Origin of the sequence: Rhodanobacter sp. OR87 (genome assembly GCF_000473345.1) — a bacterium.
Lineage (GTDB): Bacteria > Pseudomonadota > Gammaproteobacteria > Xanthomonadales > Rhodanobacteraceae > Rhodanobacter > Rhodanobacter denitrificans.
Window position 1 is genome coordinate 61170 of record NZ_AXBJ01000007.1, and the last position, 16104, is coordinate 77273.

Below are 16104 nucleotides of genomic sequence, written 5' to 3' on the forward strand. Positions count from 1 at the left end.
TCAGCTTTCCAGCCGGGCGTCCAGCGTGATCGTGGCCTTCAGCAGCTTGGACACCGGGCAGGCCAGCTTGGTCGCCCGTGCGATACCGTCGAACGTGGCCGTGTCGATGCGCGGCACCCTGGCCCGGCAGGTCAGCGCCACTTCGGTGATGGCGAAGCCGTCGCCGTCCTTGAGCAGGGTCACCACCGCCGTCGTGTCGATGCTGTTGGCGGTGAAGCCGGCGTTGCCCAGCCCCAGCGACAGCGCCATCGAGTAGCAGCCGGCGTGGGCCGCCGCGATCAATTCCTCCGGATTGGTGCCGGGGCCGTCCTCGAAGCGCGATTTGAACCCGAATGGCGACTCTCGCAACACGCCGGTATCGGTCGACATGGTGCCCTGGCCGTCCGTGATGCCGCCGGACCAGTGCGCGGATGCGGTTCGTTTCATGGGACTCTCCCGTGGGTGGTGGCAGGCAGGCGCCCACGATGCCCGGCGCCACATGCAGCCGATGCGAATGAAGCAACGCGATCGCTTCACGCCCGTTTGCCTCGCGCGGGTCGTATGCTGTGGGGATTGTGTTCCGGCCAGGAGTTCGCATGCCGTTCGCCATCCTTCACGATCGCATGGCCCGTCGTTTCGAGACCCGCGTGGACGGCGTGCCGTGCCTGCTCGAGTACACCCTGGCCGACGGCGTGATGACGATCACCCATACCGGCGTGCCGGCCGCGGTGGGTGGGCGCGGCATCGCCGCCGCCCTGGTGCAGGAGGCGCTGGCGACGGCGCGCGCCGAAGGCTGGAAGGTGGTGCCGGCCTGCTCGTATGCTGCCGCGTGGATGCAGCGGCACCCGGAATACCACGACCTGCTCGGCTGAGCCCCTGACGCGGAGACAAGCATGGACGAATCATCAGGGCGCGCGGGCGAACGCGCGCCGCAGCGGCGCGGCTGGCGGCCATGGCGTTTCGTGAAGGGCCGCCGGTGGACGCTGCTGTCGCTGCTGATCTTCCTGGTGGCGCTGGCGCTGCTGCTGCATGCCGGCGTGCGTCCGGCCAATGCGGTGCTGCTGGGTTTCGACCTGGCCGCGCTGGTGTTCCTGGGCGTCTTCGCGCGCCTGTTCAGCCGGGCTTCGCCGAGTCACATGCGCATCCAGGCGCGGGCGCTGGACACCGGCCGCTGGGGCGTGCTGTGGGGCGGCGTGCTGCTCTCGGCAGTGGTGCTGGCGGCGCTGGGCAACGAACTGCATGCGGCCCGGGGCGGTGGCGTGCCGGCGCTGGCCGTCGGCGTGCTGAGCGTGGTGCTCAGCTGGCTGTTCCTCAACGTGATGTTCGCGGTGCACTACGCCCACGGCTACTACGGTGATTTCGGCGAGAAGCATGCCGGCCTGGAGTTTCCCGATACGCCCGAGCCGGACTACTGGGATTTCGCCTATTTCTCGATCGTCATCGGCATGACCTTCCAGGTCTCCGACGTGCAGATCACCAGCAAGTACCTGCGTCGCGTGGTGCTGCTGCACAGCGTGATCGCATTCTTCTTCAACGTGTTCATCATCGCCATCACGGTGAATATCGTGGCCGGGCAGGGCGGCTGAGCCGAGCGAGGTAACCGCCGGCCGGCGGGCGGCGAAGGAAGCGAGGGGGCGGCGTGGCCGTTCCCCTTTCTTTCTCCCGAGGATCTTCCGATGAACGCACGACTTGCCACTCTTCTCGCCGTATCCATGGCCTGCGGCCTCGCCACCGCGTCCGCGCTCGCACAGGACGCGATGGCCGCCAGCTCCAGCACCGCCATGGCGCACGACGCCATGCAGAAAACGACCATGAAGCATGACGGCATGAAACACGGTGCCATGAAGCACGATGCGATGAAGCACGAAGCGATGAAGCACGAAGCGATGAAGGGTGACGCGATGAAGAGTGACGCGATGAAGGGTGACGCCATGCAGGGCGACGCCATGAAGGGCGCGGCGATGAAGTCCGGCGGCTGAGCGCCTGCCGCCGGCAGGCGGAGCTGCCGGCGGCTTCTGCTGCGCGTGGCAGTGGCGGATACTGTGTCCGTTTCCGCCACGGGCCGCCACGCCATGGATACATCGTTCGCCAGCCGGCTCGGCATCGAGCATCCGCTGATCCAGGCCCCGATGTCCGGCTCGACGCCGCCGGCGCTGGTGGCGGCGGTGTCCAATGCCGGCGCGCTGGGCTCGCTCGGCGCCGGCTACCTGGAGCCGCAGGCGATCCTCGACCAGGCGGCGCAGATCCGCGCGCTCGGCGAGCAACCGTATGCGATCGGCCTGTTCGTGCTGCCGGACGAATTCGAGGCCGGCATGGCGGCGGTGGCGAAAGCGTGCGAGCAGCTTGATGCGCTGATGGTGCGCGAAGGCCTCGACGTGCGCACCAGCGTTCCGCCGCGCTGGGCGCCGCTTTTCTCCGAGCAGTTCGCCGCGCTGTGCGAGGCGCGTCCGGCGGCAGCGATCTTTACGTTCGGGGTGATCGCCCCGGCGCAGTTGCGCGAGCTGCATCGGCGCGGCATCTGCGTGATCGGCACCGCCACCACGGTGGCCGAGGCACGCGCCTGGGCCGGCGCCGGCGCCGACGCGGTGTGCATGCAGGGCGCCGAGGCTGGCGGCCATCGCGGCACCTTCCTGCACGAGGCGGAGGACGCGATGATCGGCCTGTTCGCGCTGCTGCCGCTGGCCGTGCGCGCGATCGACATCCCGGTGATCGCCGCCGGCGGCATCATGGACGGCCGCGGCATGCTGGCGGCGGAAGTGCTCGGCGCGGCGGCCAGCCAGCTCGGCACCGCCTTCCTCACCTGCCCGGAGTGCTCGGCCGCCGAGGCGTGGAAGCAGGATCTGCCGCAGGTCGAGGAGCACCGGGTCACCACCATCCGCGGCTTCTCCGGCCGCGCCGCCCGCGGCCTGCGCAACCGCTTCGTCGAGGCGATGCCCGAAGCGGCGCAGGGCTTGCCGTATCCGGTGCTGAACGCGCTCACCGCGCCGCTGCGGCGCGCGGCGGCCGCCGCCGGGCGCGGCGACCTGTTGTCCGAATGGTGCGGCCAGGCCGCCGCGCTGGTGCGCCCGCAGCCGGCCGCCGAGCTGGTGGCGCGACTGATGCACGAATACCGCTTGGCCAGGCGCTCGCTGGCGCACTGAACGGGCCTGTCCGTGACGGTGGGCACCTTGACGTGACGTTGCGGTTGCGCGGTTATACTGCGCCCGCGCCATTTTGCGCTGCGATCCCGCATCGAGGCCCACCCTCTTGAGCACAGCCCGTAGCAACAAGGCCGTCACCACGGCTACCCTGCGCAAGTCGGTCATCGACGCGCTCGAAGAACTGAAGGCCAAGGACGTGCGCGAGATCGACGTCCGCGGCAAGACCTCCATCGCCGACCTGCTGGTGATCGCCTCCGGCACCTCGGCCCGCCACGTCAAATCCATCGCCGACGAAGTGGGCAAGTTCGCCAAGAAGGCGGGCGTGATGCCGCTGGGCGTGGAAGGCGAAACGGAAGGCGAATGGGTGCTGGTCGACCTGGGCGACGTGATCGTCCACGTGATGCTGCCGCGCATCCGCGAGTTCTACGGCCTGGAGCGGCTGTGGACGGTGGGTGACCACGGGCAGGAAGTCGACGCTGCGCAAGCCAGCTGAGGCGAACCCACGGCATGCGCGCGCGCCTGATCGCCGTCGGTGAACGCATGCCCGGCTGGGTGGCGGAAGGCTTTGCCGAATACCGCAAGCGGCTGTCGCACGAATTGCCGCTGGAGCTGGTCGAGCTGAAACCCGGCAACCGCGGCAAGGGCCGCGACGATGCGCGGGCGATCCAGGACGAGGGCGCTGCGATCCTCGCGGCCTTGCCGCACGACATCCACGTGGTCGCGCTCGATGGCCGGGGCAAGAGCTGGTCCAGCGAGGAACTGGCCGCCCAACTGGCAGGCTGGCGCATGGCCGGGCGCGACCTGGCGTTCCTCGTCGGCGGCCCGGACGGCCACGCGCCCGAGGTGCTGGCGCGCGCCGACCAGCGCTGGTCGCTGGGCCCGCTGACCCTGCCGCACATGCTGGTGCGGCTGGTGCTGGCCGAACAGCTGTACCGTGCCACCACGATCGTGTCCGGCCACCCCTACCATCGCGCCTGAACTCCACGGAGCCCACCCGCCATGTCCTTCCACGTCCGGCAAGCCACCCTTCTCGACCTCGACCAGCTGGCGCCGCTGTTCGACGGCTACCGCCAGTTCTACGGCCAGCCGGCAGACCTGGCACGGGCGCGGGATTTCCTGGCGGAGCGCTTGCGCCAGCACGAATCGCTGGTGCTGCTGGCGCTGGACGAGCACGGCGCCGCGCTCGGCTTCACCCAGCTGTATCCGCTGTTCTCCTCGGTGCGCACCGTACGCACCTGGCTGCTCAACGATCTGTTCGTGGCGGCGACGGCGCGGCGGCAAGGTGTGGGAGCTGGGTTGCTGAAGGCGGCGGCGGAACATGCGCACGCCCTGGGCGCGGCCAGCCTTTCGTTGTCCACCGCACTGGACAATGCCCCGGCGCAGGCGCTGTACGAAGCGCTGGGCTGGCAGCGCGACTACCAGTTCTGCGAATACAGCCTGACGCTGTGAGCCCGAGGCTTTATCTCGCCTCGCAGTCACCGCGCCGGCACCAGTTGCTGGAGCAGCTCGGCGCGGACTTCGTCGTGCTCGACGTCGACGTGCCCGAGCAGCGTGCGCCGGGCGAATCGCCGCGCGACTACGTGAGCCGGGTGGCGCGCGACAAGGCGTGCGCCGGCCTCGCCGCGCTGGCGCACGCTGGCGACGCGCTCGTGCTCGGCGCGGACACCGAGGTGGTGCTGGACGACGACGAAGTGTTCGGCAAGCCGCGCGACGCCGCCGACGCGGCGGCGATGCTGCGCCGGCTGTCGGGCCGCACGCATGCGGTGGTCTCGGCGGTGTGGCTGGTCGGCAGCGGCGGCGAGCGGTGCGAGGTGTGCGTGTCGCAGGTGCGCTTCGCCACGCTGGACGAGCCGGCGATCGCCGCCTATGTCGCCACCGGCGAGCCGTTCGGCAAGGCCGGCGCGTATGCGATCCAGGGCCGCGGCGCGGCGATGGTCGAGCATCTCGACGGCAGCTATTCCGGGGTGATGGGCCTGCCGCTGTTCGAGACCGCGCGACTCCTGCGCCGCGGCGGAATCAGCCCGGCGGGTTGATCGCCACGAACCAGACGGCGACGGCCAGCAGGTTGTTGACGCCATGCGCCAGCACCGCCGGCCAGATCGAGCCCGAACGCAGCCGCAATCCGGCCAGCAGCAGCGCCAGCAGAAGCAGGTTCGGCAGCGCGTACCACTGGTAGTCCAGCCCCGGCAGGTGGACCAGCGCAAACAGCAGCGAGCTGCCGGCCACCGCCCAGCCGACATGCACGCGCTTCATCAAGGCCGACAGCAGCACGCCGCGGAACAGCAGCTCTTCCACCAGCGGCCCCACGCACACCACCACCAGCACCAGCGGAATGCGCAGCCCCAGCGGGGTGTTGCCGCCGATCTGCTGGATGTCCTGGGTCACCGTGTGGCCGTGGGCCAGCCACTCGGTCAACAGCGCACCGAGGAACGGCGCGGCCAGTCCGACCAGCACCGCCAGCGCGAAGAACAGGGGCTGGCGCGGAGGCACGAAGCCGAACCCCGGCGGCTGCGCCTGCGGCCACAGCGCCGGCCAGCTGCGGCGCATCAGCCACAGGGTCAGCGGCGCGGCCACGCCGAGCGAGAGGATCGCCAGCAGCGCCTGCATCGCCGGCTGCGCCAGCGTGGTGCGGATCGCCGTCTCGATGCCCGCGCCGTTGTTGCGCAAAGCCGCCGTCGCCGCGATCGCCGCCCCGAACAGGAAGCTGACGGCGAACTGCAGTGCGAAGTAGACGACGATGATGCCCACGCTGGCGCGCAGGCCGGGCGCGGTGCGGCCGGCATGCGGTGGGGGTGGCGAATCCGGAGGCGACAGGGGCGAGACCTCGGTGCTGCTGATCTGCATGCGGTGACCATGGCCTGTGGCAGGGAACGGTGCGAGCCCAAGCTAGTGGTTTGCAGGCCTGCCGCGCAAGCCGGTCGGCCGCCAGGATTGCCCGCGGCCTGCGGGCCGCGGGCTCAGACTAGCATCGCGCGGCCCACGCCGACGCAGGCCAGCACCAGCAGCGCGGCCCAGCCGAGCATGCCGACCATATAGCCGGGGCCGCGTTTGGCGGGATCCTTCAGGTAGGCCAGCGCGTACCACACGCGGCCGACGATCCAGACCAGCCCCGCCACGCCGGCCCAGCCGCTGAAGCCGTAGTTCGCCGCCAGCCACAGCGTGGGCAGGAACATCACCGTGCTCTCCAGCGTATTCATCTGCACCCGATAGGCGCGCTCGAATGCGGGGTCGCCGCTGGTGGCCGGTGCCTTGATCCCGTACTTGCCGCGGGCGTGGCCGACGGCCCACATGGTGCCGAACAGCAGCAGCACGGTGAGCAGGGTGACCAGGGCGGGCAGGTGGGTCATGCTGAAATCCTCACAAAAGGTCACCTACTTTAGCGGCAGCGCATGCCGTGGCGTGATCCCGGTCGACGCGCTATCGTCGCCACGCGGCGTCGGGGCGCGTGCATCGGTCAGCAAGGGATTCCTATGGATTGGCGAAAAGGCGGCAGCAGCAGCAATGTCGAGGTCGACAACGGTGGCGGCGGTGGCCCGCGTTTCGGTGGCGGTGGCCGCATGGGCCTGGGCGGCCTGATCGTGCTGGCGCTGCTGGGCTGGATCTTCTTCAAGAATCCGCTGGCACTGCTGGACCAGAGCGGCACCCCGCCGGGCGCACCGACACAGACCGGGCAGCCGGTCCAGGTCGATCCCGAGCAGCAGGCCTTCGTCAGCGCGATCCTGCATTCGACCGAGCAGAGCTGGGGCGCGATCTTCCAGGCGCACGGTGCCACCTATGTCGAGCCCAAGCTGCACCTGTTCAGCGGTGGCGTGAACACGGCCTGCGGCGGCGCCACCACGGCGGTGGGCCCGTTCTATTGCCCGGGCGACCAGAAGGTGTACCTGGACCTGACGTTCTTCCAGCAACTGCAGGACGAACTGCATTCCTCCGGCGACTTCGCCCGCGCCTACGTGATCGCGCACGAGGTCGGCCATCACGTGCAGAAGCTGACCGGCGTGTTCGACAAGGTCGACGAGGCGCGTCGCCGCGGCGTGCCGATGGATGGCGCCGATGGCCTGTCGGTGCGGCAGGAACTGCAGGCGGATTGCTACGCCGGCGTGTGGGCGAACCACAGCCAGCAGGAGCTGAACTGGCTGCAGCCGGGCGACATCGAATCGGCGCTCAACGCGGCCAGCCACATCGGCGACGACGCCCTGCAGCAGCAGGCGCAGGGCCGGGTGCGGCCGGATACGTTCACCCACGGCACCTCGGCGCAGCGGGTGAAGTGGTTCAAGGCCGGCTTCGGCAGCGGCGACATCGCCCGCTGCAACACCTTCGCCGGCGAGCCATGAGTAACCAAGCCGGCAGCCGCGCAGCGGTTGCCGGCTTTCGGAATCTCCTCCCCTGCTCGGCAGGGGAGGGCAGGGAGGGGTAGCGCTTGCTTCCCTGCTGCGCACCGGACGTCCGCTGCACTAGAATCCGCCTCCTGCGCGCCTCGGGGCGCCCACGGTCGATTCGATGCAACATCCCTGCCTGCGTTGCGGTGCCTGCTGCGCGTACTTTCGCGTGGCGTTCCACTGGTCGGAAGCGGAAGCCTTCCTCGGCGGCAACGTACCGCCGGAACTGACCGAGAAGCTCGACCCGCACCGCTTGGCGATGCGCGGCACCAACGCCGCGCAACCGCGCTGCGTGGCGTTGCAGGGCACGGTGGGCGAGGCGGCGCATTGCGGCATCTACCCGCAGCGGCCGTCGGTGTGCCGCGAGGTGCAGCCGTCGTGGGAGTTCGGCACGATCAGCCCGCAGTGCGACAAGGCACGCCTCGCCCATGGCCTGCCGGTGCTGACGCCGGAGGACTGGCTCGACCCGTTCGACGCCGGCGAACCGCCGCTGCCGCAGAGCGCCTGAGCGCGCTGCCGCGTCCGAAACAGCAGGAGAGAGCTGCCCGCCACCGCGATGGGTGACGGGCATGCTGGATAACCGGAACCGGTTTATTGGCAACCCGGGAACTTGAACGACGCAAGGCGCGTGTTCCAGTTGAACGAGCCGGTGCTCTTCAGGTACTCGGTGGTGTACCAGAACGTGCAGTCGTCGACCGGATCGACCGTCATCGCGCTGTAGTCGCCCCAGCGCGACAGGTTGCTGCCGCTTTGCGAGCCCTGGCCCTCGATGATGCTGTTCTCGGCCTGCATGGTGCTCAGCGCGTCGGTGCTCAGTCGCCCGGTGTAGCGGATCGCCGGGTGCAGCGCGCTGCTGGATGCGCTGTAGCCCAGCGCCATGTTTCCCTGCTTGTCCATCGCCACCGAGCCCATCCAGCGATAACTGGTGTCCGGCGAGAAGGTGGACTGCTGGTAGACCACCGGCGTGGTGCCCGGGCTGCGGATCTCGTACCAGCGCACCCCGGTGTAGGGGTTGTTGTGCTTGGCGCCGACCTGCACCGAATGGTTGACCACCAGCGACTCGTGGTCGCCGAAATTGCGGTAGGCCAGGCGGAACATCAGGCGATCGCCCAGCGAGTCCAGCTTTTGCCGCGTGCCGTACTGCGGGATGCAGCTGCCGCCCCGGCAGGCGGTGGCAAAGGCAGCCACCGGGATGTTGATCGGACCGCTCAGCGAGGTGTTGGCGCTGTTCGCCCAGTCCACATGGAATTTCCACAGGTTCAGCGAGTTGCTGGTGAAGTTCAGCATGTAGTTCGGCGCGCCGGCCGGCGGCGCGGTGGCGCCGTCGAGGTCCGCCGGCAGCACGCCGCCGTAGCTGGTGGACAACTGGAAGCACTGCTGGGTCGCCGCTTGGCCGCTCAACATCGCAGTGCGGTCATAGGCGCACAACTTGGCGCCCTGGAAGGTATTGGTGAACATGTTGAAGGTTTCGTAATAGCCGTCCGGCCAGACGCCCATCTTTGGATAGTCGGGAAAGACGCTGCCGTAGGAGAAGGCGTAGCGGTAGTACGCGCCGGTGGCGTCACTGGTGGCCGACACGGCCACGCACTGGTAGTACGGCGTGGCGCTGACGGCGAATTGCGAGACGACCCAGCGGTTGGCGGCCTTGTCGTAGACCACCACGGCGTCGCCGTCGTTGTCGGCCTCACAGGGGCCGCCGAAGCCGGACCATAGGGTGTTGCTCGGCACCGGACCGTAGATCACCGCCTTGCTGGCTTTGTCGAACACCGCGAAGCCGGTGTTGACGATCTGCAGGTACTGGGTCGCGCCCACGGCGCCATTCGTATCCGGCGGCGCGCTGTTGACGGTGAAGGTGCCCTGCGGGCCGCTGAAGCCCTGGCCGACGCCTTCGAAGCCGGCGCCCAGCGCGGGCGCAAACGCCCCGGTGACGGTGTGCTGCACGGCGCCGTCGGTCTGGTTGCCCGGAGCCAGCGGTGGCAGCGGATGCAGCGGATGAATGCGTGGACTCTTCGAGAAATCTTCCGGGCGCGGCATGGTGCCGCGCAGGGAGCGCAAGGTGTCGTGCTTCACGGCAGGCGTCACTTCCACCTTCGGCGCCGCGTTTTCGGCGAAGGCCTGGTGGCTTGCCGCCAGGCCGAAAACGGCGCCCAGCGCGATGCTCAGGCCGGTCAAGTTTCGTGATGACATGGGTTCCCCTCCACGAGGTAACGGCATCGGAAAGGATCGGCGCGTGCGACTGGCGTTGCGCTGCTTTTGTGGCCAGGCACGACGGGGATCCGACAACCGTTCCACCATCACGCGACGTCGGCATCGCACGCCCCCGGACTCCCTGGTGGAACGGCGGAGTCATAGCGCTTCGACGGGAATTTTTCGTGAAGAAGTCATCCGGCGCTGGATGGCGGACCGCCGCTTATCCCGCAAGCCGATAGATGTCCAAGGCCAGGAAACCCGTGTCGATGCCGGCGTCGATCCGTTGCGAAGGGGGCGTTCGCAGCGGCGGCGCCGCGTGCCACGAACGGCGGCAGCAGGTGTTCGTCGGTGGAGTGCACGCGTTTGGCGAACGCTGCGTTGCCTGCGCGAACGACCGGCGTGGGCTCCTAGCGGCTGAGCATCGGCAGGCCGAGGCCCAGGCGCAGCGGGTCGAGCCGGGCGCCGTAGCGGTCGGCGCGTGCCGTGTCGCGTTGCAGCGGCTGGCGTACCTGCGCGGCGCTGGCCGTGCGCACGCTGCGGCTGGCCTGGTGGTAGGCGAGGCAGGCCGGGTCGAACGGCAGGCCGCAGAATGCCAGCAGCGCACGGATCTCGCGCTCGGGCTCGGCCAGCAGCGCCTCGTAGCGCTGGAGGCGGATGCGCTGCGGCTCGGCCGCCTGCCACGCGTCCATGATCCGCTGGTAGTCGCGCAGGTAGGCGGCAATGTCGCTCAGCGTGCAGGCGAAATGCGGCAGCCGGTAGAACTGCTGCTTGTAGCAGGACCAGCCGGCTTCCAGCGCATCGCGCCGCGCGTCGACGATGCGCGCGCCCGGCAGCATCGCGCCCAGCACGCCGGCTAGCAGCCAGTTCGACGGCAGCTTGTCGGTGTGCCGCGGCTTGTGCGCTCGCCAGCGTGCGGTGCGTTCCAGGTAGCGTCGGCCCAGCCGCTGCCAGTCGTCGCCCGTTGCCGTGGCGAACCACTGCAGCAGCGGCTGGCGGCGGCGGGCGGATTCCTCGCCGAGCACCTGTTCCAGGTCCGGCAGCTCGCTGGCGCCTTCGACCTCGGGATGGGCGGCGAGGATCTGCTCGAACAAGGTGGAGCCGGAGCGCGGCAGGCCGACGATGAAGATCGCCTCATGGCCCAGGGCCGGATCCCTCGCCGTCGGCAGCCCGCTTGAAGCGGCAAACAGGGCATCGGCATGCGCCCGGAACGCGGCGGCGTTCCATGGATGGAGCTGGCGCAGTGCGGCATTGGCCTGGTCCAGGGCGGCGAAGGCCTGCTCGTAACGCTGCTGGTCCTCGCACACCTTGCCCAGCGCGAAGCCCATCGCGATACGGTCGGCGGGGTTCAGCCCGGGCAGGCGCAGCGCGGCCGTCAGGCGTTCGCGGTCGGCGTCCGGCAGCGGTCGCGTCTTGATGTTCGCCAGCCCGCGCCAGGCGTCGCCGCAGGCCGGGTGCAGCGCCAGCGCGGCACGGTAGCGGGCAGCCGCATCGTCGAAGCGGCCGGTGTGTACCAGCGCGTCGCCGAGCAGGATGAGTGCCGGCAGGAACTCCGGTGCCAGCGCGTGGGCCTGCTCAAGCGCCTCGATCGCCGCGGCGGTGTCGCCGTGCAGTTGCAGGTTGCGGCCGAGATTGAACCACGGCATCGGCGCGTGCGGCGCCAGCGCGCAGGCGCGCCGCCAGCTGGCAAAGGCCGCGTCCGCCTCGCCGGCAGCGAGCTGCGCGTTGCCCAGGTCGGCGTGCGCCAGCGCGTAGTCCGGCCATTGCGCCACGGCCTGCTGCAGGGCCGCGCAGGCTTCGGCATGGCGTTGTGCGCGGGCGTGCAGCAGGCCGAGCATGCGCAGCAGTTCCGGATGCGCCGGGGCGAGCGCGAGCGCCGCATCCAGCGCCTGGCGCGCGACCGCTTCGGCACCGTCGCGGATCGCATGGGCCGCCGCCTGCAGGTGCGGCAGGGCGGCCGGAGCCAGCCCATCGAGCCGCGGCTCGGCGCCGCGGGATGGGTGATGTTCGACGGTGGGGGTGGGCATGCGACGGCTTCACGGCGGCGGCGATGGTGCCGATCTTACGGGGCCGCGCCGCGGCTCATCGAGTGGCGGCTACTTGCGCCGCGGTGGCTTGCCGGCGCCGGGCCGCGGCTTGACGCCGGCGGGCTTCCTGAAGCCGCCCGGCTTGTGTGCCGGCGGCGCGCCGTTGCCGGCGTCGTTGCCGTCCCACTCGTGGATGCGCAGCTGCTGCTGCACCACCCACACCTTCTTCAGGTGCTCGAACACTTCCTGCGGCATGCCGTCGGGCAGGTCGATCAGGCTGTAGTGGTCGCGGATGCTGAGGCGGCCGATGTACTGGCTGTCCAGGCCGGCCTCGTTGGCGATCGCGCCGATGATGTTGCCCGGCTTCACGCCGTGCTCGTGGCCGACCTCGATGCGATAGGTGCGCTTGCCCTGCTCGGTGGCGTGCGCGCGCAGCGGGCGCTGGGCGGACTCGCGCGGCGGCGCACCCTCCTGCGGGCGCGGCTCGTGCGTACGCGGCTTGTGTTCGCGTGGGACCCGTGCGGGCGTGCCTTCGCGCTCGCGCGGCTTGTGTTCGCGCGCGGCCGGTTCGTACTTCTCGCGCTTCGGTGGCGGCGTCAGCAGCAGCGGTTGGTCGCCCTGGGCGATGCGCGCCAGCGCGGCGGCGATCTCGACCGCCGGCACGTTGTGTTCCTGCTCGTACTGCTCGATCAGCTGCTGGAACTGCTCCAGCTCGCCCTGCGCCAGCATGTCGCTGATGCGCTGCTTGAACTTGCCGATGCGCACGTCGTTGACCACCTCGACCGACGGCAGCTGCATCTGCTCGATCGGCTGCCGGGTGGCGCGCTCGATCGCGTGCAGCATGCCGCGCTCGCGCGGGCTGACGAACAGGATCGCCTCGCCGCTGCGCCCGGCGCGGCCGGTGCGGCCGATGCGGTGCACGTAGCTTTCGGTGTCGTACGGGATGTCGTAGTTCAGCACGTGGCTGATCCGCTCCACGTCGAGGCCGCGCGCTGCCACGTCGGTGGCGACCAGGATGTCGAGCTTGCCGTCCTTCAGCTGCTGGATCACCCGCTCGCGCTGCGCCTGGGCGATGTCGCCGTTGATCGCGGCGGCGGCCAGGCCGCGCGCCTGCAGCTTCTCGGCCAGCTCCTCGGTGGCCTGCTTGGTGCGCGCGAAGATGATCATCGCGTCGAACGGCTCGGCCTCCAGGATGCGGGTCAATGCATCGAGCTTGTGCATGCCGCTGACGAACCAGTAGCGCTGGTGGATGTTCGCCGCGGTGGTGGTCGAGGACTTGATGGTGACCTCGACCGGCTCCTTCAGGTGTCGCTGCGCGATCTTGCGGATCGGCGCCGGCATGGTCGCCGAGAACAGCGCGACCTGGCGCCCGGGCGGGGTGGCCTGCAGCACTTTCTCGACGTCGTCGATGAAGCCCATGCGCAGCATCTCGTCGGCTTCGTCGAGCACCAGGAATTTCAGCTCCGAGAGATCCAGCGTGCCCTTGTCCAGATGGTCGATCACGCGGCCCGGGGTGCCGACCACGACGTGCACGCCGCGCTTGAGCGAATGCAGCTGCGGGCCGTAGCTCTGGCCACCGTAGATCGGCAGCACCTGAAAGCCGGGAACGTGCGCGGCGTAGGTCTGGAACGCCTCGGCCACCTGGATCGCCAGCTCGCGCGTGGGCGCCAGCACCAGCGCCTGCGGCTTGCCGGGCCTGCGCTCGATGCGCGACAGGATCGGCAGCGCGAACGCGGCGGTCTTGCCGGTGCCGGTCTGCGCCTGGCCGAGCACGTCGCGGCCTTCCAGCAGCGGCGGAATGGTGGCGGCCTGGATCGGCGAGGGCGACTCGTAGCCGACGTCGGCCAGCACGCGCTGGACGTCGGGGTGCAGCGCGAGTGCGCCGAAGCCGGACGACACCGGGGTGTGGTCGGGAGCGGGGGACGACATGGGGGAACCTCGGGAAGGCAGCGCCGGGGTTGCGGCGCGCGGGTCGGCCATTCTACCAGTGTCCTCGGATGCGCGTGGCGATTCTGGCTGAACGCGAAAGGGCCGGCCGCGCGGTTATGCTCCGCGTTGCCTTTGCCAGCGGAGCGAAGACCACGATGGGCATGCTCGAAACGATCTCCGAACAGCGCTGCCACGGCGGCATCCAGGGCTTCTACCGCCACCACTCGGAAGCCTGCGCCGGCGCCATGCGTTTCGCCGTCTACCAGCCGCCGCAGGCCGGCCGGCAGTTGTGCCCGGTGCTGTATTTCCTGGCCGGACTGACCTGCACCGAGGAAACCGCCACGATCAAGGCCGGCGCACAACGGCTGGCCGCCGAACTGGGCCTGGTGCTGGTGATGCCCGATACCAGCCCGCGCGGCACCGGCATCGACGGCGCCACCGACGACTGGGAGTTCGGCGAGGGTGCGGGTTTCTACCTCGACGCCACCGAGGCACCGTGGTCGGCGCGCTTCCGCATGGCGAGTTACGTGGTGGACGAATTGCCCGCGTTGATCGGCGCGCAGTTCCCGGTGGATGCCGCGCTGAGCGGCATCTGCGGCCACTCGATGGGCGGTCATGGCGCGCTGACCCTGGCCCTGAAGCATCCGCAGCGCTACCGCTCGGTGTCGGCGTTCGCGCCGATCGTGGCGCCCAGCCAGGTGCCGTGGGGGCGCAAGGCCTTGCCGCGCTATCTCGGCGACGATCCGGCGGCGTGGGCCGACCACGATGCCTGCGAACTGGTGCGGCGGCAGACCTTTCCCGGCAGCATCCTGATCGACCAGGGCGAAGCTGACGGCTTCCTCGAGGCGCAGCTGAAACCCGAGCTGTTCGACCAGGCCTGCGCCGAGGCGGGGCAGCCGCTGCTGCTGCGCCGGCACGCCGGCTACGACCACAGCTACTGGTTCATTGCCAGTTTCATCGACGACCACCTGCGCCATCACGCGGCCGTGCTGGGTCTGCTCTGAATTTCCGGACGCCCGAGACGAACGTGGCGACCATCAGGCCGCCACGTTCGGTGTCATTCAAGCCATCGCTCAGGCCTTGGCGGCCGGACGATGGTTCGAGCGACGGCGCTGGTTGCCGGCGGCGTGCTCGCCGCGGCCCTGCGGCGCATAGCCGTTCGGCCGCGCCGCGCCGGCGGGCTTGCCCTGCCGCGGTGCGCGTTGCTGTTGCCGCTGACCGCCGCCGCCCTGCTTCGGACGCGGCGCGCCGGCATCCAGCCGCAGCGGGGCGGACGGCTCGTAACCGGCCACCGGGGTGATCGCGATGTCCTGTTTCAGCAGCTTGCGGATGTCGAACAGCAGCCCGGACTCGTCGTGGCTGACCAGCGACAGCGCGAGGCCTTCCATGCCGGCGCGACCGGTGCGGCCGATGCGGTGCACGTAATCCTCGGCCACCGATGGCAGGTCGAAGTTGATCACGATCGGCAACTGCTCGATGTCGATGCCGCGCGCGGCGATGTCGGTGGCCACCAGTACGGTGACGCGGCCGCTCTTGAAGTCGCTGAGCGCGCGGGTGCGTGCGTTCTGGCTCTTGTTGCCGTGGATCGCGGCGCTGCGCAGGCCCGAGGCGTTGAGGAAGGTGACCAGTTTGTCGGCGCCGTGCTTGGTGCGGCTGAACACCAGGCTCTGGCGGCGGCTGTCCTGCGACAGCACGTGCAGCAGCAGGTCGCGCTTGCGCGAGGCGTCCACTGGATGCACCTGATGGCTGACCAGGGTGGTCACGGTGTTCGGCGCCGAGACCGAGATCTCGCGCGGGTTGTGCATGAACTCCATCGCCAGCGTCTTGATCGCCGGCGCGAAGGTGGCCGAGAACAGCAGGGTCTGGCGCTTCTTCGGCACCGACTGCAGGATGCGCTTCAGTGCCGGCAGGAAGCCCATGTCGAGCATGCGGTCGGCTTCGTCCAGCACCAGCGTTTCCACCGCCGACAGGTCCAGCGTGCGCTGCTGCATGTGGTCCATCAGCCGGCCGGGGGTGGCGATGACGATGTCGACACCGCGACGCAGTGCGTTGATCTGCGGGCCCATGCCGACGCCGCCGAAGATGGTGGTGGCGCTGACCTGGATGTGCTTGCCGTAGTCGCGCATGTTCTCGTGGATCTGCGCCGCCAGCTCGCGGGTGGGAGTGAGGATCAACGCGCGCGGGCGGCGGGTCATGGTCTGGCCGCTGGTCGAGAGCTTCTGCAGCAGCGGCAGCGCGAACGCGGCGGTCTTGCCGGTACCGGTCTGGGCGGCGGCGAGCAGGTCGTGGCCTTCCAGTGCGGGCGGAATCGCGGCGGCCTGGATCGGGGTGGGCTGGGTGTAGCCGTAATCGGCAAGCGCACGCAGCAACGCGGGCGCAAGGCCCAGCGAATCGAAAGACATGGAACACTCCTGAGCAACCCGGAGTGTTCATACCGTGTTGCAGACTAAGGGGAAGGGGGCGACG

The 16104-nt window shown here is 69.8% G+C and carries 18 protein-coding genes; 11 read left to right on the forward strand and 7 right to left on the reverse strand.

The window, feature by feature from the left end:
- Nucleotides 1-426 carry an OsmC family protein gene (locus RHOOR87_RS0108425; protein ID WP_007510406.1) on the reverse strand — a complete coding sequence of 142 codons (426 nt, stop codon included), beginning with the start codon at nucleotides 424-426 and terminating at the stop codon, nucleotides 1-3.
- 149 nt (nucleotides 427-575) lie between these two features.
- Here RHOOR87_RS0108425 and RHOOR87_RS0108430 point away from each other — a divergent pair, with 149 nt between their 5' ends.
- The 8 genes from RHOOR87_RS0108430 (at nucleotide 576) to RHOOR87_RS0108465 (ending at nucleotide 5152) form a co-directional block, all read left to right on the forward strand.
- Nucleotides 576-851, forward strand: a complete 276-nt coding sequence (locus RHOOR87_RS0108430) for a GNAT family N-acetyltransferase (RefSeq protein WP_007510407.1) — start codon at nucleotides 576-578, stop codon at nucleotides 849-851.
- Nucleotides 852-872: 21 nt separating this feature from the next.
- The gene (locus RHOOR87_RS0108435) at nucleotides 873-1565 is read left to right on the forward strand and encodes a DUF1345 domain-containing protein (RefSeq protein ID WP_007510409.1); all 693 of its coding nucleotides are present in this window, start codon (nucleotides 873-875) and stop codon (nucleotides 1563-1565) included.
- A 90-nt stretch (nucleotides 1566-1655) separates the two neighbouring features.
- Entirely contained in the window at nucleotides 1656-1958 is a 303-nt protein-coding gene (locus tag RHOOR87_RS0108440) for a pentapeptide MXKDX repeat protein (protein ID WP_027484776.1), read from the forward strand.
- A gap of 93 nt (nucleotides 1959-2051) precedes the next feature.
- Nucleotides 2052-3119 (forward strand): nitronate monooxygenase, encoded by a 1068-nt coding sequence (locus tag RHOOR87_RS0108445; protein ID WP_015447175.1) that lies wholly within the window; start codon nucleotides 2052-2054, stop codon nucleotides 3117-3119.
- 106 nt (nucleotides 3120-3225) lie between these two features.
- Nucleotides 3226-3612 (forward strand): ribosome silencing factor, encoded by a 387-nt coding sequence (gene rsfS / locus RHOOR87_RS0108450; protein ID WP_007510416.1) that lies wholly within the window; start codon nucleotides 3226-3228, stop codon nucleotides 3610-3612.
- Nucleotides 3613-3626: 14 nt separating this feature from the next.
- On the forward strand, nucleotides 3627-4097 hold the full coding sequence (gene rlmH / locus RHOOR87_RS0108455) for a 23S rRNA (pseudouridine(1915)-N(3))-methyltransferase RlmH (protein WP_027484778.1): 471 nt from the start codon (nucleotides 3627-3629) through the stop codon (nucleotides 4095-4097).
- Nucleotides 4098-4118: 21 nt separating this feature from the next.
- Nucleotides 4119-4568, forward strand: coding sequence for a GNAT family N-acetyltransferase (locus RHOOR87_RS0108460; protein ID WP_007510421.1), 450 nt, complete (start codon nucleotides 4119-4121; stop codon nucleotides 4566-4568).
- Nucleotides 4565-5152 (forward strand): Maf family protein, encoded by a 588-nt coding sequence (locus RHOOR87_RS0108465; RefSeq protein WP_027484779.1) that lies wholly within the window; start codon nucleotides 4565-4567, stop codon nucleotides 5150-5152. Before RHOOR87_RS0108460 ends, RHOOR87_RS0108465 begins: the two co-directional genes overlap by 4 nt.
- Here the strand turns inward: RHOOR87_RS0108465 and RHOOR87_RS0108470 are convergent.
- Both RHOOR87_RS0108470 and RHOOR87_RS0108475 read right to left on the reverse strand, forming a co-directional pair.
- A complete protein-coding gene (locus RHOOR87_RS0108470) occupies nucleotides 5136-5963 on the reverse strand; it encodes a CPBP family intramembrane glutamic endopeptidase (RefSeq protein ID WP_015447179.1) in 828 nt (275 codons plus the stop codon). The two genes, RHOOR87_RS0108465 and RHOOR87_RS0108470, sit on opposite strands and share 17 nt — an antisense overlap.
- 113 nt (nucleotides 5964-6076) lie before the next feature.
- Entirely contained in the window at nucleotides 6077-6466 is a 390-nt protein-coding gene (locus tag RHOOR87_RS0108475) for an MAPEG family protein (RefSeq protein ID WP_007510431.1), read from the reverse strand.
- A 123-nt stretch (nucleotides 6467-6589) separates the two neighbouring features.
- Between RHOOR87_RS0108475 and RHOOR87_RS0108480 the strand changes: the two genes are divergently transcribed.
- Both RHOOR87_RS0108480 and RHOOR87_RS0108485 read left to right on the forward strand, forming a co-directional pair.
- Nucleotides 6590-7450 carry a neutral zinc metallopeptidase gene (locus tag RHOOR87_RS0108480; protein WP_027484780.1) on the forward strand — a complete coding sequence of 287 codons (861 nt, stop codon included), beginning with the start codon at nucleotides 6590-6592 and terminating at the stop codon, nucleotides 7448-7450.
- A 166-nt stretch (nucleotides 7451-7616) separates the two neighbouring features.
- Nucleotides 7617-8003, forward strand: a complete 387-nt coding sequence (locus RHOOR87_RS0108485) for a YkgJ family cysteine cluster protein (protein WP_015447182.1) — start codon at nucleotides 7617-7619, stop codon at nucleotides 8001-8003.
- 83 nt (nucleotides 8004-8086) lie between these two features.
- Here the strand turns inward: RHOOR87_RS0108485 and RHOOR87_RS0108490 are convergent, their stop codons facing one another.
- The 3 genes from RHOOR87_RS0108490 to RHOOR87_RS0108500 form a co-directional block, all read right to left on the reverse strand.
- Nucleotides 8087-9682: a hypothetical protein gene (locus RHOOR87_RS0108490; protein WP_027484781.1), complete on the reverse strand. Its 1596-nt coding sequence runs from the start codon at nucleotides 9680-9682 to the stop codon at nucleotides 8087-8089.
- 410 nt (nucleotides 9683-10092) lie between these two features.
- Nucleotides 10093-11709, reverse strand: coding sequence for a sulfotransferase (locus tag RHOOR87_RS0108495; RefSeq protein WP_027484782.1), 1617 nt, complete (start codon nucleotides 11707-11709; stop codon nucleotides 10093-10095).
- A gap of 69 nt (nucleotides 11710-11778) precedes the next feature.
- Nucleotides 11779-13638: a DEAD/DEAH box helicase gene (locus RHOOR87_RS0108500; protein WP_027484783.1), complete on the reverse strand. Its 1860-nt coding sequence runs from the start codon at nucleotides 13636-13638 to the stop codon at nucleotides 11779-11781.
- 155 nt (nucleotides 13639-13793) lie between these two features.
- Between RHOOR87_RS0108500 and fghA the strand changes: the two genes are divergently transcribed.
- Nucleotides 13794-14642, forward strand: coding sequence for an S-formylglutathione hydrolase (fghA, locus tag RHOOR87_RS0108505; protein ID WP_027484784.1), 849 nt, complete (start codon nucleotides 13794-13796; stop codon nucleotides 14640-14642).
- A 69-nt stretch (nucleotides 14643-14711) separates the two neighbouring features.
- Here the strand turns inward: fghA and RHOOR87_RS0108510 are convergent, their stop codons facing one another.
- Nucleotides 14712-16040 (reverse strand): DEAD/DEAH box helicase, encoded by a 1329-nt coding sequence (locus tag RHOOR87_RS0108510; protein ID WP_027484785.1) that lies wholly within the window; start codon nucleotides 16038-16040, stop codon nucleotides 14712-14714.
- Between the last annotated feature and the right edge of the window lie 64 nt (nucleotides 16041-16104).

Bases quoted from the DNA above. Each gene is read 5' to 3' on its own strand.
- RHOOR87_RS0108460 (WP_007510421.1), top strand. From the start codon at position 4,119: ATGTCCTTCCACGTCCGGCAAGCCACCCTTCTCGACCTCGACCAGCTG.
- fghA (WP_027484784.1), top strand. From the start codon at position 13,794: ATGGGCATGCTCGAAACGATCTCCGAACAGCGCTGCCACGGCGGCATC.
- RHOOR87_RS0108510 (WP_027484785.1), bottom strand. From the start codon at position 16,040: ATGTCTTTCGATTCGCTGGGCCTTGCGCCCGCGTTGCTGCGTGCGCTT.
- RHOOR87_RS0108485 (WP_015447182.1), top strand. From the start codon at position 7,617: ATGCAACATCCCTGCCTGCGTTGCGGTGCCTGCTGCGCGTACTTTCGC.
- RHOOR87_RS0108475 (WP_007510431.1), bottom strand. From the start codon at position 6,466: ATGACCCACCTGCCCGCCCTGGTCACCCTGCTCACCGTGCTGCTGCTG.
- RHOOR87_RS0108470 (WP_015447179.1), bottom strand. From the start codon at position 5,963: ATGCAGATCAGCAGCACCGAGGTCTCGCCCCTGTCGCCTCCGGATTCG.
- RHOOR87_RS0108440 (WP_027484776.1), top strand. From the start codon at position 1,656: ATGAACGCACGACTTGCCACTCTTCTCGCCGTATCCATGGCCTGCGGC.
- RHOOR87_RS0108435 (WP_007510409.1), top strand. From the start codon at position 873: ATGGACGAATCATCAGGGCGCGCGGGCGAACGCGCGCCGCAGCGGCGC.
- RHOOR87_RS0108430 (WP_007510407.1), top strand. From the start codon at position 576: ATGCCGTTCGCCATCCTTCACGATCGCATGGCCCGTCGTTTCGAGACC.
- RHOOR87_RS0108495 (WP_027484782.1), bottom strand. From the start codon at position 11,709: ATGCCCACCCCCACCGTCGAACATCACCCATCCCGCGGCGCCGAGCCG.
- rlmH (WP_027484778.1), top strand. From the start codon at position 3,627: ATGCGCGCGCGCCTGATCGCCGTCGGTGAACGCATGCCCGGCTGGGTG.
- RHOOR87_RS0108500 (WP_027484783.1), bottom strand. From the start codon at position 13,638: ATGTCGTCCCCCGCTCCCGACCACACCCCGGTGTCGTCCGGCTTCGGC.
- RHOOR87_RS0108490 (WP_027484781.1), bottom strand. From the start codon at position 9,682: ATGTCATCACGAAACTTGACCGGCCTGAGCATCGCGCTGGGCGCCGTT.
- RHOOR87_RS0108425 (WP_007510406.1), bottom strand. From the start codon at position 426: ATGAAACGAACCGCATCCGCGCACTGGTCCGGCGGCATCACGGACGGC.
- RHOOR87_RS0108480 (WP_027484780.1), top strand. From the start codon at position 6,590: ATGGATTGGCGAAAAGGCGGCAGCAGCAGCAATGTCGAGGTCGACAAC.
- RHOOR87_RS0108445 (WP_015447175.1), top strand. From the start codon at position 2,052: ATGGATACATCGTTCGCCAGCCGGCTCGGCATCGAGCATCCGCTGATC.